The organism is Vibrio kanaloae (assembly GCF_024347535.1).
GTDB lineage: Bacteria > Pseudomonadota > Gammaproteobacteria > Enterobacterales > Vibrionaceae > Vibrio > Vibrio kanaloae.
This window is the reverse complement of the sequence record NZ_AP025497.1, coordinates 2,080,623-2,103,153: the sequence shown is the minus strand read 5'-3', so window position 1 is coordinate 2,103,153 and position 22,531 is coordinate 2,080,623. Positions and strand designations below refer to the sequence as shown.

16 protein-coding genes are annotated in these 22,531 nt (G+C 43.3%); 8 read left to right on the top strand and 8 right to left on the bottom strand.

Going from position 1 to position 22,531, the window contains the following annotated elements:
- Positions 1-162 precede the first annotated feature (162 nt).
- Complete coding sequence (locus OCV24_RS09490) at positions 163-1,635, top strand: GGDEF domain-containing protein (RefSeq protein WP_150877828.1); 1,473 nt, start codon at positions 163-165, stop codon at positions 1,633-1,635.
- 42 nt (positions 1,636-1,677) lie between these two features.
- Here OCV24_RS09490 and dusC read toward each other — a convergent pair whose 3' ends face one another.
- Positions 1,678-2,634 (bottom strand): tRNA dihydrouridine(16) synthase DusC, encoded by a 957-nt coding sequence (gene dusC, locus OCV24_RS09485; RefSeq protein WP_137025202.1) that lies wholly within the window; start codon positions 2,632-2,634, stop codon positions 1,678-1,680.
- A gap of 202 nt (positions 2,635-2,836) precedes the next feature.
- Between dusC and OCV24_RS09480 the strand changes: the two genes are divergently transcribed.
- Positions 2,837-3,457 (top strand): YecA/YgfB family protein, encoded by a 621-nt coding sequence (locus OCV24_RS09480; RefSeq protein WP_017054968.1) that lies wholly within the window; start codon positions 2,837-2,839, stop codon positions 3,455-3,457.
- Positions 3,458-3,585: 128 nt separating this feature from the next.
- On the opposite strand, the gene dsbB is transcribed toward OCV24_RS09480, so the two are convergent.
- Together dsbB and nhaB are read right to left on the bottom strand one after the other, a co-directional pair.
- Complete coding sequence (gene dsbB, locus OCV24_RS09475) at positions 3,586-4,095, bottom strand: disulfide bond formation protein DsbB (protein WP_102507178.1); 510 nt, start codon at positions 4,093-4,095, stop codon at positions 3,586-3,588.
- 146 nt (positions 4,096-4,241) lie between these two features.
- The gene (gene nhaB / locus OCV24_RS09470; protein ID WP_017054970.1) at positions 4,242-5,834 is read right to left on the bottom strand and encodes a Na(+)/H(+) antiporter NhaB; all 1,593 of its coding nucleotides are present in this window, start codon (positions 5,832-5,834) and stop codon (positions 4,242-4,244) included.
- A 640-nt stretch (positions 5,835-6,474) separates the two neighbouring features.
- On the opposite strand from nhaB, the gene fadR reads away from it, so the two are divergent.
- Entirely contained in the window at positions 6,475-7,314 is an 840-nt protein-coding gene (gene fadR, locus OCV24_RS09465) for a fatty acid metabolism transcriptional regulator FadR (RefSeq protein ID WP_017054971.1), read from the top strand.
- Positions 7,315-7,440: 126 nt separating this feature from the next.
- On the opposite strand, the gene OCV24_RS09460 is transcribed toward fadR, so the two are convergent.
- Both OCV24_RS09460 and metG read right to left on the bottom strand, forming a co-directional pair.
- Positions 7,441-7,920 carry a YehS family protein gene (locus OCV24_RS09460; RefSeq protein ID WP_046222700.1) on the bottom strand — a complete coding sequence of 160 codons (480 nt, stop codon included), beginning with the start codon at positions 7,918-7,920 and terminating at the stop codon, positions 7,441-7,443.
- A 238-nt stretch (positions 7,921-8,158) separates the two neighbouring features.
- Entirely contained in the window at positions 8,159-10,219 is a 2,061-nt protein-coding gene (gene metG / locus OCV24_RS09455) for a methionine--tRNA ligase (RefSeq protein ID WP_146449988.1), read from the bottom strand.
- Positions 10,220-10,376: 157 nt separating this feature from the next.
- Here metG and apbC point away from each other — a divergent pair, with 157 nt between their 5' ends.
- From apbC to OCV24_RS09440, 3 genes are all read left to right on the top strand, one after another.
- Positions 10,377-11,453 carry an iron-sulfur cluster carrier protein ApbC gene (apbC, locus tag OCV24_RS09450; protein ID WP_150877830.1) on the top strand — a complete coding sequence of 359 codons (1,077 nt, stop codon included), beginning with the start codon at positions 10,377-10,379 and terminating at the stop codon, positions 11,451-11,453.
- A 247-nt stretch (positions 11,454-11,700) separates the two neighbouring features.
- Entirely contained in the window at positions 11,701-12,342 is a 642-nt protein-coding gene (udk, locus tag OCV24_RS09445; protein ID WP_017054975.1) for a uridine kinase, read from the top strand.
- 108 nt (positions 12,343-12,450) lie between these two features.
- Positions 12,451-14,577 carry an AsmA family protein gene (locus OCV24_RS09440; RefSeq protein ID WP_017054976.1) on the top strand — a complete coding sequence of 709 codons (2,127 nt, stop codon included), beginning with the start codon at positions 12,451-12,453 and terminating at the stop codon, positions 14,575-14,577.
- Between the two features lie 143 nt (positions 14,578-14,720).
- Here the strand turns inward: OCV24_RS09440 and cobO are convergent, their stop codons facing one another.
- On the bottom strand, positions 14,721-15,326 hold the full coding sequence (gene cobO, locus OCV24_RS09435; RefSeq protein WP_017054977.1) for a cob(I)yrinic acid a,c-diamide adenosyltransferase: 606 nt from the start codon (positions 15,324-15,326) through the stop codon (positions 14,721-14,723).
- A gap of 84 nt (positions 15,327-15,410) precedes the next feature.
- Between cobO and OCV24_RS09430 the strand changes: the two genes are divergently transcribed.
- Positions 15,411-15,860, top strand: a complete 450-nt coding sequence (locus tag OCV24_RS09430) for a low molecular weight protein-tyrosine-phosphatase (RefSeq protein WP_017054978.1) — start codon at positions 15,411-15,413, stop codon at positions 15,858-15,860.
- A gap of 110 nt (positions 15,861-15,970) precedes the next feature.
- Here OCV24_RS09430 and OCV24_RS09425 read toward each other — a convergent pair whose 3' ends face one another.
- On the bottom strand, positions 15,971-17,518 hold the full coding sequence (locus OCV24_RS09425; RefSeq protein WP_017054979.1) for a SulP family inorganic anion transporter: 1,548 nt from the start codon (positions 17,516-17,518) through the stop codon (positions 15,971-15,973).
- Between the two features lie 258 nt (positions 17,519-17,776).
- Positions 17,777-20,917, bottom strand: a complete 3,141-nt coding sequence (gene rne, locus OCV24_RS09420) for a ribonuclease E (protein ID WP_150877832.1) — start codon at positions 20,915-20,917, stop codon at positions 17,777-17,779.
- A gap of 618 nt (positions 20,918-21,535) precedes the next feature.
- Here rne and rluC point away from each other — a divergent pair.
- The gene (gene rluC / locus OCV24_RS09415) at positions 21,536-22,480 is read left to right on the top strand and encodes a 23S rRNA pseudouridine(955/2504/2580) synthase RluC (protein WP_017054981.1); all 945 of its coding nucleotides are present in this window, start codon (positions 21,536-21,538) and stop codon (positions 22,478-22,480) included.
- Positions 22,481-22,531 lie beyond the last annotated feature (51 nt).

Sequence of the window (22,531 nt, the reverse complement as noted above, 5' to 3'; positions counted from 1 at the left end):
AATATCAAACAGCGTTCTTTTTTATTAGTTTGCGAATAGTCACTTCACCGTTAAGCCTGCCGTTAATATCAATTTACATTATTTTATATCGAGAGGGCTGTGGATTAGTGTAATAATATTAATGGTATAAATGAAAGTAGCTAAACGCTAAGAGCAAATTATATGAAAATAAACAGGCGCTTTAGCCTTCACTTTGTCTTCGGATTTCCCGTCGTGATCGCCTTAATGCTGCTTAGTTTAATAGTTAAGAACCATTTTGACGCTGTAGAAAAGGAAATCGACAGCGAATTTCACCGTATCGAAGAGGCGTTTAAACGGACGGCTAAAATCGTCATCGCCTTAGATTATAGCTTTTCTAATTACCATAAATCCGGTAATCCTTTTTCCCTCGACCATAACAAACAAGTGGTTGGTGGCCTTTGTCGTATTTGGCCTATTGACGTGTTACTGCTTGCCGATGGCAAAACTTCAGACATTCCCTCTATTGATATCAACTACATGTTGGTTGGTGAGGAGTCCTTATGTTCTGAAAACAGTGATAGTGACAGTTACATAAATGCCTCAAAGAAGATTACTCTGGCGCCTATTCTTTCATTCTTGTCCCAGCTTGATGAGTATCACAACGGCATTTACTTTATTGATACACTTGGTTACGTTATTTCATCACCTGAAGATATTGCTAAGGGATTAAGCAAAGAACTACTGTCGACAATCAAAAGTCGCCCTTATTGGCAGAAAACAGCTAACAACCCAGATCATCTAACACTATCTGGCCCTGCATACCGGTTTGATTCCCTTGATCGAATTATTAGTATGACAATTCCAGTATTTCATAAAGGAGCCCATCAAGGGATGTTATCGGTGGATATTGATGCTGATAAGCTACTTGCTAACTCTAGTGAGCATCTAGTGGGTCGAATTGTTATCGTTGATATCACATTAGTCAATCCGACTGATAATGCCACCTTCTATCACGAGATAGCATTGGAAGGGGTCGCGTCTCATCAAGCGATTTACTACGAGTTTGACCTTGCGAAAGAGATTGAGCACTTTTTTGTTTATGAGAAAGACAGCCTTATTGTGGCTATTATCGTGTATATGTTTTCTGTAACGATTTTTTTCTACGTTAATTCCAATATGGAACGTATCTATTTTAAAGATCTTGCAGCTAAAGATCCTATGACTGGGTTATTGAATCGACGTGGCTTGGAAGTTTTTTGGAGTAGCGTAGAACATGACCAATTGTTTGCTTTAATAGTATTTGATATTGATGACTTCAAGTCGATTAATGATACCTATGGTCATGATAAAGGTGATGATGTGATTCGTTATATGTCGCGTCAGATTAGTAGTAGTATTCGAAATAGCGATGTAGCTGCAAGGTTTGGTGGGGAAGAATTCGTCGTTTATCTGGAAGGTGATGATCGAGCGGCCATGATAAAAACATTACAACGCGTTAAAAATGCAATTAGTGCAAACTCAACGGACATTATCCCTGATGGTTTCACGATATCAGGTGGGGTTTGTATTGTTGAGGCTGAACACAACAACCTCAACTTTGACGAGATATTCAAATACGCGGATGAAAAGCTTTATGTGGCTAAGACTACTGGCAAAGACCGCATAGTATTTTAACCACGCTATTGAGGCTTTATAAAGAGATAAGAGGGAACTCACTCAAACTGTTTGGCTGTGTTCCTCTTGATAACGCTGAAGGCGCTCTACAATGGGAGGCGCTTTCTTGAAAGTACGAATTTCTTTAAATAGTTCGTTCGCTTCAGGGTAACCTTTACTCAGGTAGACAAACCACTGCTTTACTCTATTGGGGTAGTACATGCCTTTATCCCCTTTAATTTGAAACTCTGAATAACGCAATAAAAGTTCAATCACTCTATTCCACGGCATTTTTTGATGGTCGTGCTTAACGACATTACCAAGGTTCGGAATGTTGAAGGCGCCTCGGCAAACCATCAATGAGTCCACCCCTGTTGCTTTAATGCAATCTTGGCCATCTTGATAGTTCCAAATTTCCCCATTGGCAATCAACGGCAGAGACGTTTTCTCTCTTATTTGATTGATGTAGTCCCATTTGATTTCGCTGGCTTTATAGCCGCCAATTTTGGTTCGTGCATGTACGGTGAGTTCGTCAGCTTTTGCTTGCTCGATAGCGTCGACAATTTCAAAGCACTCTTCAGGATGCTCCCAGCCTAATCGAATTTTTGCGGAAACGGGAATGTGTGCAGGCACCGCCTCTCGGCAGGCTTTTACCACTTGATAGATGAGTTCTGGCTCTTTTAACAGTGAAGCTCCACCATTACTTTTGTTTACCGCCTTTGCAGGGCAACCAAAGTTAATATCAATGCCTTTAGCGCCTAAATTTGCAGCTTGGAAGGCATTTTCGGCCATCCAATTTGGGTGTTGTCCAAGAAGTTGGAGATGGATAGGCACACCTGCCATGGTTTGAGAGCCTTGATGTAATTCAGGGCAAATACGGTGGAAAACATGCGGAGGCAGAAGTTGATCAACTACGCGCACAAACTCTGTCACACAGAGGTCATAATCATTGATCTCTGTCAGAATTTCGCGCATTAGATGATCTAGTACGCCCTCCATAGGGCCAAGTATTACTCGCATATTGTTTGCTACCGAAACTGAGTGTACCGAAAATTTAAGAGGCGTGATTGTACGGTGTGCTTACAGGATTGTCACTATGAGTGTGGTGTACCTACTACTATATCTTTGCCGGTTAGATGGATGTCGGTTTCATTGGTTAATAGCGACATTTTAGGAGCGATGGCGTTATAATACAGAAAATGCCCCAATATCCAGAGCTTTCATGACATATCAATTATTAAGCCTACCTGAATCTATCTCAGACATTACGCCGCCGTTTATTGAAGGTGCAATCCTTGCGTCTAACCTAGCGACAAAGCCACTCGACCCTGAAGAATGGCTTGCTATTGTAGCGCCTGAAGCGGGCAAAGAGCTTGTAACATTAGTGACGGAACAGATTAACCGCCAGCATAACCTGATTCAGCGTAGTGAATACTTACTGTCTGACGTTTTGACTGAAGGTGACTTCAATGAGCAGTTCGCAGATTTTGCGGAAGGTTTCATGATGGTTTGGCCAACAGTGGAAGAGCAGTGGCAGAGCGTAACAGTCGTGGATGGCACTCTGCGCATGTTACAAGCGCTCCTAACAACCTTGATGCTTGCGATTGATGAAGAGCAAACTCAACAACAAATGATCGCTGCAGGGCTTACCAACCCACCATCGCTTGCCGATTTAGTGGGTCAAGTCGATCTGATGATCTCAGAAGTGGCAATGGCAGCGGATGAAGCTATGTTGGGCAATAAATCCCAGAGCGTAAACCCGTTTAAAGATATTGGTCGAAACGACCTTTGCCCATGTGAAAGCGGCAAGAAGTTTAAACAATGCTGCGGTAAAAACAGCTAATTACGGCTTATTGAGCAACTTAGCTTGAGTGAGTAACAGATTTTCTTAAGTGATAAAATTTTAAGTAATAAAAAAGTCGACCTTTGGGTCGACTTTTTCGTTTCTGAACATGATGAATGAGCTAATTGTTAATCATTCTTTGATTTAACGAATTGAGAAATCACTACAAAACCGAAAGCAACTAAGTTACCCGCGAAGATGATGACCAGCCACTGTGGCATTGAAAGCTCTAAGAACTGCCACACAACCTTGCTGCAGTCACCATAAGCCTCAAACATCCAAGGAGCCCATTGGTTTAAAGGTGCCCAGCTAGGGAAGGTCACGAATAGGTCACAAGTAGCAAAAGGAGACGGATTAAACTGATAGTCAACGTGTTCTAAAGCCAGTGTCAAACCTTTGTATGCGCCAAACCCCCAACCAGCTAGGCCCAACCAGCGCGATATTGGATTGTTCGGAGCAATTACACCAATGAGGGCAGCAACACCAATTGCGAGCATAGCAACGCGTTCATAGATACACATCACGCAAGGGCCAAGCATCATCACATGTTGAAAAAAAAGAGCGCACGCCTCAAAAAATACAATAAAAGCCAGCAGTAAAAGCCAAGATAAACGTCCCTTAGAGAAGTCTTTGAGCATTACAAAAAAGTTCACGAATTTAACCCTGTCTATAAAATAAAAAAGCTCTGAATACTCAGAGCTTTTTATCTTGGATAAGTTTCCTAATCAACGAATATTTTTGACTAGTTAGATACACTTATTGTGCTTTACAACACAAAGTTGGATCAGTGACCACCAGAGATAACTGGAGCAACGACTTCACCTGCTCGATGAATGATCCAACCAGCATCGTAGAACCATGCTGTCATCGGCTCTACCAAGAACACGATGCCTGCTAGGCCAACCAGTGCCAAAACGATTGTGTAAGGCAGTGCCATGATAACCATGCGTCCGTAAGATAGTCTAATTAACGGAGCCAGTGCTGATGTTAATAGGAACAAGAATGCTGCCTGACCGTTTGGCGTTGCAACCGAAGGTAGGTTAGTACCCGTGTTGATCGCCACTGCGAGTAGGTCGAATTGGTCACGAGTGATGATACCTTCAATAAGCGCTGTTTTCACTTCGTTAATGTAAACCGTACCTACGAATACGTTATCTGAAACCATCGATAAGATACCGTTGGCCACATAGAATAGTGCGAGTTGAGCACCTTTATCTTCAACGTGAAGTACAGCATCAATTACAGGCTTAAATAATGATTGGTCGATGATTACTGCAACGATGCAGAAGAAAACAGCTAACAGAGCGGTGAATGGTAGTGCTTCCTCAAACGCTTTACCCATTGAGTGCTCTTCGATAACGCCAGTAAATGCCGTTGCCAGGATGATAACTGAAAGGCCAATCAAACCCACTTCAGCAACGTGAAGCGCAAGGCCTACAATAAGCCAAACTGCGATTGCACCTTGAACCCATAGTTTTGCTATGTCTTGCTTTGTACGATTTGCTCGTTCTTTATTGTCGAACTCGACCAAAATTTGGCGAACGTTATTTGGTAGTTTTGCACCATAGCCAAACACTTTGAATTTTTCTACAAGTGCGCAAGTTAGAATACCGCAGATGAATACTGGCAGCGTGACAGGCAGCATACGGATGATAAACTCACCAAACTCCCAACTCGCTTGTTTAGCTATCACTAAGTTCTGTGGTTCACCGACCATAGTCATGACACCACCTAGTGCCGTGCCCACGCCTGCATGCATGAGTAGTGAACGTAAGAAGGCCCGGTAGTTTTCTAAGTCATCACGAGTTAGCTCAGAGATCTCTTCATCATGAGTATGATCGTGTGCAGACGTTGAGCCTTTGCCTGATGCCACTTTGTGGTAGATAGAATAGAAGCCAACCGCAACACTGATCACAACGGCAATTACTGTTAACGCATCTAGGAATGCCGATAAAAAAGCGGCAGCGATACAGAAAGCAACAGAAAGCAGTATTTTAGATTGGATACCGAGCAGTATCTTCGTGAAAATGAACAAAAGCAGTTCTTTCATGAAGTAGATGCCAGCAACCATGAATACCAATAAGAGTAATACAGGAAGGTTAGCTTGTAGCTCGTGGTATACCATTTCAGGTTTGGTCATGCCTATGGCGACCGCTTGAATCGCCAGTAAACCTCCTGGTTGAAGAGGATAGCATTTTAAAGCCATTGCTAAAGTGAAAATAAACTCAACCACTAATAGCCAGCCCGCAACAAATGGGTCAACTAGGAAAAAAACAAATGGATTGATGATTAAAAAGGAAATGATGGCAAGTTTATACCAATCAGGAGCTTTACCAAGGAAGTTCTTGATAAAAGCGTTTCCGAGAGACATCGGCATGTTAATACTCTTTTATGTTGATTATGAATAGACAAGCAATACAACATTTTGAAGATCGAGCTATAGAAACAATTAAAAACTATAGCTAACAGTGACTTAGAAAAACTACATTCCATGTAACGTTCTGTGGTCTTGCCAAGTCACTCCCTTAGAAACTCAAGCACTGCTTATTTTTGAGCGAAACTCTACTCTTAGATAACATTTAGTCAACAGGAAAAGTTCTGTAGTGCTAAAAATACCACTTTTTTGTTGAGAAACGCGATCAAAGTAGTTCGAGCATATCACTTAAAATTTAATAAAAACCGACTAGAATCAATATTTAATCGAAATGATTGAAAATCACAGAATAAAAGCGGTTTATGTGTGATTTTTACAACTTAATATTGCAATTTAATGGCTCTTAAATTATGACCAATATCATTGATTTTAAAGAATTTTTGTTGTGTTAATGAATTGTTGGAATGCTTGTTTATGGTCACTTGCTTTCTAAAGCTGGGGTGCAAACGTGTGTTTGTCTTTAGAGTTTTAGCTCTATTACTTGATATGAGTGAGTTAAGTTTTTGAGGGTGTTTCCGCTAGGTGTGACTAGTGGTATGATGAGTAAATTAGAACAGAATAATTTAATTGGATTGAAGTGTAGATGGTCATTAAGGCGAAGAGCCCGGCAGGTTTTGCAGAAAAGTATATTATTGAAAGTATTTGGAATGGCCGTTTTGCTCCTGGCTCTATCTTACCCGCTGAGCGTGAGCTTTCTGAACTGATTGGTGTAACACGCACCACGCTTCGTGAAGTGCTTCAGCGTCTTGCTCGTGATGGTTGGTTGACAATCCAACACGGCAAACCAACCAAAGTAAACCAGTTTATGGAAACCTCAGGTCTTCATATTCTAGATACGTTAATGACGTTGGATGTTGATAACGCAAGTAAAATGGTCGAAGACTTACTTGCTGCTCGTACTAATATCAGCCCGATCTTTATGCGTTATGCATTCAAAGCAAACAAAGAAGCTTCAGAGCGTACTATTAGCAACGTGATTGAATCTTGTGAAGCGCTACTTGCGGCACCAACGTGGGATGAGTTCTTAGAGTCATCACCATACGCCGACAAGATTAAGCAAGCAGTCAAAGAAGATTCAGAGAAAGATGAAGCGAAACGTCAGACGATCTTAATCGCGAAGACTTTCAACTTCTATGACTACATGCTTTTTCAACGTTTGGCGTTCCACTCAGGTAATCAAATTTATGGTTTGATTTTCAACGGAGTACGTAAATTCTATGACCGCATTGGTAGTTACTACTTCTCCAACCCAGAAGCTCGACGTTTGGCGATAAACTTTTATAAAGAGTTGTTCGTTATTTGTGAGAGTGGTCAACGAGAAAACTTGCCACTGGTGATCCGTAATTACGGCATCGCAAGCGCGCAGGTTTGGAATGAAATGAAAACAACGTTGCCAACTAACTTCACTGAAGACGATAGTTAATCCGGTAAACGCTAATCTGATAAATTTTAGGTTTATTCGGTAAGTGACATAAAGAAAACGAAAAAGCGGCGAGATAATCAAATTATCTCGCCGCTTTTGTATTTCTGAAGAGAGGATGTTAGTAACTTAAGCTACAAACTCTTCTGAATCTGGGCGGTTTGTAAATTGGACGCCATTTAGAAAATCACAAAGTAGTTGGTCTTCACATACCTTGTAGTTTTTGTTTTCTGGTTTACGGAAGTACGCACCAACCTCGTGCTTGCTCAAGCTAATGCCGACGACTTCTAATATGTCCAGTACATCTTCTGCTTTCATGTTTAATGCAATACGTAGCTTCATGAAAATCATGTTGTTAGTTAGATCAACTTCAGGTTTAGGTTGAGCACCTTCTTTTTTACCACGTTTAAGGTTGATGAAACCATTTAGGAATACCGCTAACTCTTTGTCTTTCATCTTAGAGCATGACTTGTCATTGTCGTCTTTTAGCCAGTTAATTACTTGGTCATGAGCAACAGTCACCTCAGCTTGCTCAATAGCTTTAATGATTTGTGCATTTTTAAGGTTTAGTGCGTGTTGAATACGACGCAAGATTTCGTTGTTAGTCACTGAAGGTTCCTAAAAAGGGTTTAGAGAGTAAAGTGGATTTGATCGGCGCTCATTGTTATCAACAAAAATAGCTACCGATAAAAACGGACGTCGATACACCATCACTCTACATAGCATAGTTGATGGCGACTCTAACAGAGAACGTCTGTATTCGGTAGATATAAAAAATCCCCGATGAATTTGCTACATTGGGGATTAATTCGCTACGAGTGCAGCTTTATCTTGACTGAGGTCAGAATTACATTACACGCATACCAGGTTGAGCACCTTCGTGTGGCTCAAGGATCCATAGGTCGCTGCCGCCAGGGCCCGCTGCTAGGATCATGCCTTCAGACATACCAAATTTCATCTTACGAGGTTTTAGGTTGGCTACCATTACAGTTAGCTTGCCTTCTAGCTCTTCAGGTTTGTATGCTGATTTGATACCAGAGAATACTTGGCGAGTCTCACCACCGATGTCCAGTTGGAACTTCAGTAGTTTGTTCGCTTTTGGTACTTCTTCACAAGAGATGATACGAGCAATACGCATGTCTACTGCAGCAAAGGCATCGAACTCAATCTCGTCTGCGATTGGCTCTTTGTCTAGCTCAGTTTGGCTTGCTTGTTCTTTTTCAGCTTCTGCTTTTTCTTTCGCTGCTGCTTCAGCGGCTGCATCTTCTTTAGAAGACTCGATCATGGCTTCCACTTTCTTCGGATCAATGCGGCTAAATAGCGCTTTGAACTTAGTGATTTCGTGATCAGTTAGCGGCGCTGCAACACCTTCCCACGTTAGTTCTTCGTTTAGGAAAGCTTCGGTGCGAGCCGCAAGCTCAGGCATCACTGGTTTCAGGTAAGCCATTAGTACGCGGAATAGGTTAATACCGACAGAAGAAACTTCTTGAAGCTCTTGCTCTTTACCTTCTTCTTTTGCAAGAACCCAAGGTGCTTTCTCATCGATGTACTGGTTAGCTTTATCAGCTAGTGCAGTAATTTCACGAATAGCGCGGCTGAACTCACGAGTTTCGTATAGCTCACCGATACGCTCAGCAGCAGCAACGAATTCGTTGTAAAGTTCTGGTTCTGCAAATTCAGCAGAAAGCTTGCCTTCAAAACGCTTAGTGATGAAGCCAGCGTTACGAGAAGCTAGGTTAACGATCTTGTTTACTACATCAGCGTTTACACGTTGAGTGAAGTCTTCAAGGTTAAGGTCTAAATCATCGATACGGCTGTTTAGCTTAGCAGCGTAGTAGTAACGTAGACACTCAGGGTCTAAGTGATTTAGGTACGTACTTGCTTTAATGAATGTGCCTTTAGATTTAGACATCTTAGCACCGTTAACCGTTACGTAGCCGTGTACAAATACGTTGTTTGGCTTACGGAAGCCCGCGCCGTCTAGCATTGCTGGCCAGAATAGGCTGTGGAAGTAAACGATGTCTTTACCGATGAAGTGGTAAAGTTCAGCTGTGCTGTCTTTCTTCCAGTATTCGTCGAAGTCTAGGTCATCGCGCTTGTCACAAAGGTTTTTGAATGACCCCATGTAACCGATAGGAGCATCTAGCCAAACGTAGAAGAACTTGTCTTTTTCGCCTGGGATTTCAAAGCCAAAGTAAGGTGCATCACGTGAGATATCCCACTGTTGCAGACCAGACTCAAACCATTCCTGCATTTTGTTTGCAGTTTCATTCTGTAGAGAGCCAGAACGAGTCCACTCTTTTAGCATGCTTTCGAACTGAGGTAGGTCGAAGAAGAAGTGCTCAGAATCTTTCATTACTGGAGTTGCGCCAGAAACCGCTGATTTAGGATTAATCAGTTCAGTTGGGCTGTATGTTTCACCGCAGTTATCACAGTTATCACCATACTGGTCTTCTGACTTACACTTAGGGCAAGTACCTTTTACGAAGCGGTCCGGTAGGAACATCTCTTTCTCAGGATCGAAAAGCTGAGAAATAGTACGGCTAGAAATGAAGCCGTTCTTTTTAAGTTCTAGGTAGATGTGAGAAGCCAGTTCACGGTTCTCTTCGCTGTGTGTGCTGTGGTAGTTATCAAAGCTGATATCAAAGCCAGCGAAGTCTTTTTGGTGCTCTTCACTAACAGCAGCGATCATCTCTTCTGGCGTGATACCCATCTGTTGAGCTTTAAGCATAATTGGCGTGCCGTGAGCATCGTCAGCACAGATGAAGTTTACAGTGTTGCCACGTAGACGCTGGTATCGAACCCAGATATCAGCTTGGATATGCTCAAGCATATGGCCAAGGTGAATAGAGCCGTTAGCGTACGGAAGCGCACAAGTTACCAAAAGTTGTCTTGGATCAGTTGCCATACTTAATAATTCGCTTTTTTGATAGGTATAAATTTGAGAGGTAATACTACTTTATAACGTGTGATACGCCAAGGTATCAGACAAAGGATTCCCCTAGTTTTTTAGGGGTTCAGTCTTCATCTCGTGGGTGATAGCATAAATAAAAAAAGGAGCCCCAATGCGTAACTTTACTTCTAAGCAAGATTTCTGTTCATGGTTGAATGAGTTCGAGTCACCAATCCTCATCCCAGAGTGGGCGCTACACCAAAATATTGTATCGGTTGATCCGCGTGGATCATTTGTTATCACCTTACCTTTTGCCGCTAATCAGCTTGCGGTTGAATTGGAACAGTGGCTTCACTCTCAGATTGAACAACAGCTTGTTAGCGCTTTTCAGTTTGAAGTAAAAGTGAAACCGTCTGCGCTGGAAACCACAGTCGCGACGCCATTGAAGGGCGTGAAGAACATCATCGCCGTGACATCTGCAAAGGGTGGGGTGGGTAAATCGACGACTTCAGTCAACCTTGCTTTGGCTTTATCTAAGTCTGGTTCAAAAGTGGGTTTATTGGATGCAGATATCTATGGCCCTTCTGTGCCGATGATGCTTGGCCAATTACACGCGAAACCAGAAGTTCAAAATAACAAGTGGATGATGCCAATTGAAGTGCACGGTATTTTCACTCACTCCATTGGTTACCTTGTATCGAAAGATGATGCTGCCATTTGGCGTGGCCCAATGGCGGCCAAGGCATTAGGCCAACTTGTTAATGAAACGGTATGGCCAGAGTTGGATTACCTAGTCATCGATATGCCACCGGGCACGGGGGATATTCAGTTAACATTGTCACAACAGATTCCTGTGACAGGTGCTGTTGTGGTGACTACACCGCAAGATTTGGCATTAGCCGATGCTCGTAAAGGTGTGGCGATGTTCGATAAAGTGAGCGTGCCAGTGGCAGGCTTAGTGGAAAACATGAGCTACCATATTTGTAGTCACTGTGGCGAAAAAGAGCATATATTCGGTGCTGGTGGCGCAGAAGCGATGTCAGAAGAGTTTCACCTCGATATCTTGGCGCAAATTCCATTGCATATTGATGTGAGAGAAGACATTGACGCAGGTTGCCCGACGGTAATACGTCGTCCGGATAGTGAGCATACGCGTCACTATCTAGAACTTGCTGAAAATATCGCTGCGAAAATGTTCTGGACGGGAAAAGCGAGACCAGAAGCGATTAACTTTTCGATGGTTGAATAGCGCGGATCAATGCAAAAAGTATCTAGGTTACCAACATAGCTGTTTGAAGTTGGACAAATAATTATTGGGGTGCGCAAATAGTTATAAGGGAGCTGTTTGAAAGCAAACGATTGTATTCATGAAATGCATTGATATCATCAATTTGACTGCAATTAGCTAGAATGGCGACTAGAATCTATGTTGTTTAGCCCCTATAATCAGGCAGTTTATCTATTCCCACCACCAAACCATATCGGGTGCAAAATTAATGTCTGATAATAATCAATGTGTCATCGTAGGTATCGCTGGCGCTTCAGCTTCAGGAAAAAGTCTGATTGCTAGTACGATTTATAATGAGCTGCGCGAAAAAGTAGGCGACCATCAAATTGGTGTTATCACGGAAGATTGCTATTACAGCGACCAAAGTCACTTGAGTATGGAAGAGCGTGTTAAAACTAACTACGATCACCCAAATGCATTAGATCATGATCTTTTATGTGAACATCTACAGCAGCTAATGAGTGGCAATGCCGTAGAAGTTCCTGAATACAGTTACACTGAGCACACACGTACTTCTGAAACGACTACACTTACACCTAAGAAAGTGATCATTTTAGAAGGTATTCTGCTATTAACAGACCCGCGTCTTCGTAACCTAATGCACGCAAGTGTTTTTATGGATACACCGTTAGACATCTGTTTATTGCGTCGTGTTAAACGTGATGTAGAAGAGCGTGGACGTACAATGGATACTGTACTTAAACAATATCAAAAAACAGTGCGTCCAATGTTCATGCAGTTTATCGAGCCTTCGAAACAACATGCAGACATCATCGTTCCTCGTGGTGGTAAAAATCGTATTGCGATTGATGTGTTAAAAGCACACATTGCGAAGTTGTTGAAGTCTTAATCGAATAAAACTTTAGCCTAAGTGACTCACTTAGCTTTATTTTTTACCGAATCAGTGGCACTTTTATAGTGCCACTTTCTTTTTGGAATCTAAGCAAGGAATATGCGGATGAAGAAACTACTCATTTTCGTAGCCGTACCAGTATTTGTTGTCATTGCAGCAGTTCTGGCACTAGTGTTGTTAGTGAATCCTAACCAATTTAAGCCATTAATTGTCGAACAAGCCCAGAAACACACCGGCCTAGAGCTAGTGATCGAGGGCGATATCAGCTGGCAATTCTTTCCATCGATTGGCTTTGAACTTGGTCAAACTGAATTACGTAATCCTGAAGGGTTTACCCAACCGAACTTATTTAAGGTTGATACCGTTGGCGTTGATGTTTCGGTTACTCCGCTATTTAGCAATCAATTAGAGATTGGCAACATTACTCTAGACGGCGCAGAGTTCTATTTGGAAACGCTTAAAGATGGCCGTAAGAATATCGATGCACTAACACAAGCGGCAGCACCTCAAGAGTCAGAGCCGGTAGTAGATACAACGGCTGAATCAGCCTCAGTACCTCAAGAAAAAAGTGCGGCTGAAGCTTCTAATTGGACGATCAATCTTGCAGGTGTCACCATCTCAAACGCACTGTTTGAAATGGACGACAAGCAAGCCGGTTCATTCACTAAGTTATACGATGTGTCTTTGAATTTATCTGAGTTCGCAGTAGATACATGGACAACCGCGACTTTTGCCGCTTCTGGCGAAAACAATCAACAGAAATTTTCTGCAAACGGCAGTGCTGAATTTAAACTAGCGGAAGGCTTCGCGAGTTACGCGCTGCGCAATATTGATCTAAACGCCAAGTTTAATGACCCTGCTACATCAATTGACTCCGCAAAAATTGGTTTAGATATATTTGAGTTCGATAAGGTAAGCCAACTGACTTACGCAGTGGTAGGTAAAGCATCAGGTCTTGACTTAGACCTGAAAGGTAGCGGTGAACTAATCGTCGATAGCGCGATTTCAAAAGTGACACTGAACAGGTTAACGTTAGACTCAACATTCAAAGGCGACACGCTTCCTCAGTCTCCAATGAAAGTCGATATGCTGTCTGATTTGACCTTTGATCTAACGAAGAGCCATTTGAGCTTTGTGTTAGAAAAGCTGCAAGCAAACTCTATCGCGCTAGATGGTAAAGCTGACGTAACCCTGTCTGAAATTCCAAAGGTTCGTTTTTCTCTTCATAGCCCGAACATCGACCTTGATGAGTTCTTAGGCCTAGGTAACACAACAGAAACGGCGAGCACGGCTCCTTCTGGTTCTGCTGGTGGTTCAAAGTCAAACTCAGGTAGCTCTGCACCTGCGAAAGAAGTGGAACCTGATCTGTCGGCTCTGAAAACGTTAGATGTGAAAGGTGATATCACGATTGATAAGTTCAAGGCGAGCAATGCGAAAATGCAGAATGTTAAAACATCATTCTCGGTTAACCGTGGTATCGCAGAGCTAACCTCATTCACATCGAACCTTTACCAAGGCTCTATTTCTGCAACAGCTAAGTTAGACGCACGTAAAACACCGGCGACTTATACGGCTAAGAAGAAAATCAAAGGCGTGAAGGTACAACCGTTACTGGTTGATGTTGCGAATAACGATACGCTGGAAGGTACCGGTAATATCGATGTTAACGTTAAAGGTAAAAGCCTGACTCCGACTGGCATTAAGAAAAACTTAGTTGGCACAATCGTGATTAACTTTGAAGATGGTGCGGTAAATGGTATCAACGTTGCTCAACTGATTCGAGAGAACTACGCCAAGATAAAAGGCGAAAAAGTCGAAAGCAAAGGAGAAGCTCAAAAAACGGATTTCAGTGCAATGAAAGCGACGCTGAAGGTCGACAAAGGTTGGGTTTCAACGAACGACTTGTCGGCACAGTCGCCACTACTGCGCGTTACTGGCCAAGGTAAAGCGAACTTCATTAATGAAACGGTCGATTTCCTTGTTCGTACATCAATTGTGGGTTCGCTTGAAGGTCAGGGCGGTAAGAGCATTGACGACCTGAAAGATGTGACTATCCCAATTAAGGTGACTGGCCAGTGGGCAGACCCGAAATTTGCACTTGTTTTTGATGATGTATTGAAACAGAAAGCACAGAAAGAGATTGACCGTGGTGTGAACAAGCTAACGGATAAGATCAAAGACGAGAAAACCAAAGAAGCGGTAGATGGTTTATTGAAAGGTTTCTTTAACTAAACGTTTCTAACTCGTATAGAAAAGAAGCGCCATTCCTACTGTAGGAATGGCGCTTTTGTTTGGATGCTTATAATACTTGTCCCTTGCTCTAGGGAATGACGATAGGGGAGATGACCGAGTCGGGGATCTCAGGTTGAAGGCTATTACCAGTCAACGCCTTGTAGCGCTTTGACTCCAGATTCGAAAGCGTGCTTCACGTTACGAACTTCAGATACCGTATCTGCCATTTCTGTTAGAGTACGGTGAGCCCCACGGCCTGTAATGATTACAGACTGCATCTTCGGACGGTTATTCAACGCCTCAACCACTTCATCGAGTTCGATGTAGCCATAACTTACCATGTAGGTTAGCTCATCAAACAGAATTACATCAATCGACTCGTCAGCCAGCATGCGTTGACACTCTTTCCATACGCGCTGTGCGGCTTCGATATCTTGAGCTTTGTTTTGAGTTTCCCACGTAAAACCTGTGCCCATGACTTGGAACTCTACATCGAGTTTTTGGAGAACGTTCTTTTCGCCGTTATCCCAAGTGCCTTTAACAAACTGAGCAACGGCACATTTCTTACCGTGACCCACTGCGCGAGTAATGGTGCCGAAGCCTGATGTTGATTTGCCTTTACCGTTACCAGTGATGACCAACAATAGGCCTTTTACTTCTTGTGCTGCAGCGACACGAGCATCGACTTGTTCTTTTACTTTCTGTTGTCTTGCTTTGTGGCGTTGTTCTTTGTTGTCTTCAGTCGACATAACAAATCCTTTTAAGTTGTGATTGCACCTATCATAGCCTAACTTAACGATATCAAAAACCATCGGAAGAACAGGTGATTAGGGATGAAAAAGATACTCGTAGTTTGTATGGGGAATATTTGCCGTTCGCCAACAGGAGAAGCGGTGTTAAGGAAGAAAGCTCAACAGCTGGATATTGACGTTGTGGTCGACTCTGCGGGGACGATTGGTTTTCATCAAGGTAACTCGCCGGACTCGCGTTCGAGATCTGCAGGAGAGGAGCGAGGCTACAGCTTTAAGGGGATTACTTCTCGTAAAGTGGTTGATAATGACTTCGAAGAATTTGACCTGATACTCGCTGCAGATAGGGCCAATTTAGACGACTTAATGAGCCAATGTCCAGTGCACCTGCAATACAAGATTGCGCTGTTTTTGAGTTTTGGCGAGTCGCAGTATCAAGAAATACCTGACCCATATTATGGGGAAGGGAATGGCTTTGAATTGGTTTTGGATTTAATTGAAGAGTCCAGTGAACCGATTCTGCGTTCGATCTGATGTCTAAGTTATATTAAGCATCTGAGTCATCAGTAAATCACAGATATAAAAAAGGCCGGCATTCATTCAATGTCGACCTTCTTAAATCTAGCTTTAAGCTATGGCTAAGATTACTTAGACATTACTTTGTAGATTGGATCTTCTGCAACGTTTGATTCAACCAAACTACCTGCTTTGTGTAGCATTGTGACACAGTCTTGGCTTAGGTGGCGAAGGTGAAGCGTTTTACCTTGTGCTGCGTAACGCTCAGCAATCGTATCAATCGCTTCAATAGCAGAGTGGTCAGTAACGCGTGAATTGGCGAAATCAACGATAACATCTTGTGGATCGTTGTATGCGTCAAATAACTCAAGGAAGTTAGCCGTTGAACCAAAGAAGATTGGGCCGTTAACTTTGTACTCTTTAGAGCCTTTGCCGTTTACAGATGTGTCTGCGTAGATATGCTTAGCATGTTGCCACGCAAACATTAGTGCTGAGGCAATAACACCCACAAATACAGCAACCGCAAGATCCGTCATTACAGTTACAACTGTAACAAGGACGATAACGAAGAAGTCTTGCTTAGGTACGCGACGTGCAAGCTTGAAGGTTGCCCATTCAAACGTACCGATAACAACCATAAACATGACGCCCACTAGTGCTGCTAGAGGAATCATTTCAATAAGCGCAGAGCCGAATAGGATGAACATCAGTAGTGCAACGGCAGCAACGATGCCAGAAAGACGACCACGACCACCTGAGTTTACGTTGATCATCGATTGACCGATCATCGCACAACCACCCATCGCACCAAAGACTGAACACGTCACGTTAGCCATACCTTGACCAACACATTCACGGTTAGATTGACCACGAGTGTTTGTCATTTCGTCTAGTACGGTTAGCGTCAGTAGTGATTCAATTAGACCAATCGCTGCAAGAATCACGGCGTAAGGCAGGATAATGTATAGCGTTTCTAGGCTAAGCGGCACTGCTGGAATAGAGAATGTTGGTAGAGAGCCTGCTAGTGTTGCTGCTTCGTCACCAGACATAGTACGTAGGAAATCGACAACAGTACGAGTTTCAAGATCAAGGCCAACAACCAAAGCCGTTACCGTCACAATAGCAACCAATGAAGATGGTACCGCTGTTGTCAGTTTAGGTAGGAAGTGGATGATAGCCATAGTGAGTGCCACAAGGCCTAACATCAGTGTCATTTGACCGCTTGGTAACCAAGTCAACGCACCTGTTACGTCTGGCGCTTTAAATTGACCAAGCTGAGCTAGGAAGATAACAATGGCCAAACCGTTCACGAAACCAATCATTACTGGGTGTGGAACGATACGGATAAATTTACCTAGTTTAAATACACCTGCTGCAATTTGCAGAAGGCCAGCCAGCATAACGGCTGCGAATAGGTATTGAACACCATGGGTTGCCACTAGGCTCACCATTACAACGGCCATTGCACCAGTTGCACCAGAAATCATACCTGGACGGCCGCCAAAGACAGAAGTGATTAAACCTACGATGAATGCAGCGTATAGACCAACCATTGGGTCAACGCCAGCAACAAAGGCGAATGCTACAGCTTCAGGTACCAGAGCTAGGGCTACTGTTAGACCTGAAAGCACGTCATTCTTTACAGAGTGCTTTGAAAATTGTGGGAATTCGAACATGTTTGCTCAGCTATGCTTAAGATGGATTTACCGACACGGGTGTATTGCGTAGCCAAACAGTGATGGAAAAGAGCGGCAATAGCGAAGTGTCGAAAAGATAAGTGCGCGAATGCTACCCAAAAATGTGATTAAGTTCAAGGTTGAACCTAACTTTGAGTAATATATCTGTTAATTTTTATTCGATTAGTAGATATGAAAAAGGCTGCTTTAATAAGCAGCCTTTGATTCTATTTACTTGCGATTATCTATCAGTAATCGCTAGTAGTTTGGCTTAGTCATCGCCGCGCCAGCTTTGTTCGACGCTGCCTGACTGCCTGCACCTTTCGATACAAAGCGCTCAGCGCGGAACGGAGCTGCAACAACTTCAATCTCTTTGATCTCTTGTGGACCAGGAGCTTTAGTCATTGGTGAACCTGCTTGCTTTTTAGCAACCGCTGCCTTTGGAGCTTCTGCTTTCACAACAGGTGCTTCTTCAACTTTTGCACTTTCAGCTTTAGGCGCTTCAGCTTCAACAACTGGTGCTGCTTCTGCTTGCACAGCTTCTGCTACAACAGGCGCTTCAACTTTCGTCGCTTCTGCAATCACTGGAGCTTCAACTTTCGCAGTTTCAACAATCACAGGTGCCTCTTCAACGACTGCAGGAGCTTCAACCTTAGGTTCAGTAGCCACTTCTTCAGCAATAACAGCATCTTCACGACGGATGATAACTTTACCCATTGCAAGCTCTGGACATGCGAAGCCGCCAGCCATTGCTACATTGCTTTGTGGTACCGTCTCTAGAGCAACATTCTGCTCTTGAACAGATGTTTGAGCTTCAACTGCTACTTGAACTTCAGCTACTTCAGGTTTTGCCTGCTTGTGGTGAGGTTTTGGAATGAAGCGAGGCATTACTTTACCCATCGCCATCTCTGGAGAAGCTACACCACCTTTACGTAGGCGGAATGGGTTAGGGCGACGATCACGACCGCGACGACGACGTTGACCACTTGCACGTAGGTGACGTGGAGAACGACGGTTACGACGTTGTTTCGGCTCTTCCTGTTCAGTTTGCTCTGCATTCGCTTGAGTTGCTTCTACTTGTTCCGCAACTTTTTGCTCTTGAGCTACTGACTGTTCTTTTGAAACAGATTGTTCTTTAGCAATAACCTGCTCTTTTGAAGCATTATCTTCAGCTTGAGCTTGCTGGTCTTTAACACGAACTTGCTTGTTCAGTTTACGACGCTGACGACGCTCTTTAATCTTAGCCGCTTTCGCTTCAGGCTTAGCCTTAGGCACTTCTGGTTTATCAGCTTGAGCTTCTGCCGCTAGCTGTAGACCTTCTTCTGCTAATTTAGATGGAGCTTGCTCTTCGCGTTGCTTATGCTCATCGCGTGGTTTGTTACGACGATCTTGCTTAGGCTTACGAGGCTGACGATTTTGCTGTGGAGCTACTTCTTTCTGCTCTTCAGGCTTCTCGTCACGAGCTGGCTTACGACGACGTTTGTTGTCACGGTTTTCGTTACGATTGTCACCACGCTCGCTACGTTCACCACGTTGGTTGCGACGACGGTTATCGTTACGATCACGGCGCTGACGATTGCCGTTGTTTCGATTGTTTTTAGGTTTTTCTTCTTCTTTTTTCTCTTCTTGTGCTTTTTGCTTCTCTTCTTGAGCTGCAGAGCTAAAGAGGAAGCTACCGATTGCTTTGAAGAAACGACCAATCAGGCCTGGTTCTTGAGTCGTTGCCGGCTCAGCTTTCTTCTCTACCGCTTTAGGTGCTGGATCCGAAGATGGAGATGGTGCTGATTGAGCTGGAGCTGCAAAACCTTTCAGAGCTGGCTCTTCGAGCTTTTTAGGACGAACAGTCTGTTCTGCTGGTTCTTTGCTTTCCGCTTCTTTTAGAGCTTCTAGCTTGTTAGGCAGTAGGTAAGACAGTAGATCGAACTCTTCACCTTCACGTACACGGATAACCTCAAAATGTGGTGTTTCCATGTCAGAGTTAGGTACAACAGTGATCTTAACTTCTTGGTTCTTCTCGATGTGATTTACTGAGCGACGTTTTTCGTTCAATAGGTAAGAAGCGATAGGAACAGGGACTACAGCAAGAACTTGCGCAGTGTTGTCTTTTAGAGCTTCTTCTTCAATTAGACGTAGAACAGACAGTGCTAGTGATTCGTTATCACGAACAACACCAGTACCTGTACAACGAGGACAAATGTGGTGGCTTGCTTCTGCTAATGATGGGCTCAAACGTTGGCGGGACATCTCTAGAAGACCAAAGCGAGAAATACGACCAATCTGAACACGTGCGCGATCTAAACGAACGGCATCACGTAGACGGCTCTCTACTTCGCGTTGGTGGCGAACCGGAGTCATATCGATAAAGTCGATTACAACAAGACCACCTAGATCACGTAGACGTAATTGACGTGCAATTTCATCGGCAGCTTCTAGGTTGGTGTTTAGCGCTGTTTCTTCAATATCGCCGCCCTTTGTTGCACGAGCAGAGTTGATATCGATAGAAGTCAGAGCTTCTGTTGGGTCGATTACGATAGAACCACCAGATGGAAGGCGAACTTCACGTTGGAAAGCAGATTCGATCTGGCTTTCAATCTGGTAATGGCTGAATAGTGGTACTTCACCATCGTATTTCTTAACGCGATTCATGAAATCTGGGCGTATTAATTGAATGTGCGCTTGTGCACGTTCAAAAATAGTATTGCTGTCGATTAGAATCTCGCCAATATCACGACGTAGGTAGTCACGAATTGCGCGAACAATAACGTTACTCTCTTGGTGAATTAGGAAAGGAGCTGCATTTGAATCAGAAGCTTGCTTGATAGCGCCCCAATGGTTCAATAGAACATTCAGGTCCCATTCTAGCTCTTCTGCACTTTTGCCAACACCCGCTGTACGCACGATTAAGCCCATACCTTGAGGAAGTTCAAGAGTGCTTAATGCTGCTTTCAGTTGAGTGCGTTCATCACCTTCGATACGACGAGAAATACCGCCAGCACGAGGGTTATTAGGCATAAGAACTAAGTAACTACCAGCCAAAGAGATGAAAGTTGTCAGTGCAGCACCTTTGCTACCACGTTCTTCTTTCTCTACTTGTACGATTACTTCTTGGCCTTCTTTTAGCACTTCTTTAATGCTAGGACGGCCTTGGTATGTATAACCTTCAGGGAAGTATTCGCGGGCAATTTCTTTAAGAGGGAGGAAACCGTGACGTTCTGCGCCGTAATCAACAAATGCCGCTTCTAGGCTTGGTTCAATACGGGTAATACGTCCTTTGTAGATATTCGCTTTTTTTGACTCGTGACCTGGACTTTCGATATCGAGATCGAACAGTCGCTGGCCGTCAACCAAAGCGACACGCAACTCTTCTTTTTGAGTTGCGTTAATTAACATTCTTTTCATTTAGAAATTCTCATTGTCTTTTCTTATTTTCATCATTGTTCTTATCGCTTTATTTCGTTTCTCATGGTGCCAGATCCCATGGCTTTATCGGTGCAGCCTCCCGGCTGGAGAGGGATGCTCTGGGGCACGTCAGTCATCATAGGGAGTTAACCTATGATCCGCGATGTGGCGGTGAATACTCAACATGAGTTTACGTGAGTAGAGCGATAAGGAGCTCAGTTGACCGTGTCTTACGCCGGTTGCAGCACTGTCTAATCTGAGTTATCTACTCATTTACTTGCTTATGAATGGTTAGCTGTTTAAATATTAATCAAACCATTGATAGCAGCTGTGAACTATAGCAGTGGTCGGTAAACACAGCAATCTGCTTTGTAGTAATGCGGTAAAAAAAACAGTTTTTGTTTGGGTTTTGATAGCTCTAACTCACTGTCTATAAATAATTTATCAACTGATATTTCAATTTGCACGAATCCTGGTGCTTTTTTGTTCGAAGAATCAAAGAAATATCAAACTTTGACCACTACTTAAGAAATGAGTGTTAGGTCTTCTGGATAAATAAGTTTGGAATAGGCTTAAGAAAATCTCAATTATCAAAAGTGACAGTGATACAATAGCGCAATGAGCGAAATTAGAACCCAAGTCCAATTCGTCGACATTGACGAAGATATGGCTGGTCAGCGTATCGATAACTTCTTACGCAACCAATTAAAAAACATTCCGAAAAGCATGATTTACCGAATCGTGCGTAAAGGCGAAGTCCGCGTAAATAAAAAACGCATCAAGGCTGAGTACAAGCTAAAAGCTGGCGATTTAGTCCGTATTCCTCCGGTTACGATTGAAGAGAAAACAGAAGAGAACGTGCCGAGCACGAAACTCAACAAGGTTTCAGAATTAGAACAGTGCATCATTTATGAAGATGATCACATGTTAATTCTTAATAAACCGTCTGGCACTGCTGTTCATGGTGGTAGCGGATTAAAGTTTGGCGCGATTGAAGCATTACGTGCTCTTCGCCCTGATGCTCGTTTTCTTGAATTAGTGCACCGTATCGATAGAGATACGTCTGGCATTTTGCTTGTTGCTAAGAAGCGTTCGGCGCTAAGACACCTTCAAGCACAGTTCCGTGAAAAAACGGTTCAGAAATACTACTTCGCTTTAGTCATGGGCGAATGGAAGAACAGCTGTAAAGTCGTTAACGCGCCTTTGTTAAAAAATGAAGTGAATAGCATTGTTCGAGTGAACCCGAATGGTAAAGCTTCTGAAACCCGCTTTAAGGTTTTAGAGAAATTCCAAGAGGCGACGTTGATTCAGGCTAGCCCGATTACAGGCCGTACACACCAAATCCGTGTGCACGCTCAGTATACTGGACACCCAATTGCTTGGGATGATCGCTATGGTGATCGTCGTTTCGACGCTTACACGGGCAAGGTTGGTCTTGATCGTCTGTTCCTACATGCAGCAAACATCAAGTTCACACACCCAGGTAGTGAAGAGAAGATGGATATCTCTGCGCCAATGGAAAGAAGGCTAGAGAAAGCCTTAACTGGTTTACGTAAGCTCTAAGAAGATACGAGATACGAGATACGAGATACGAAATCATAAATTTTTGTGAAT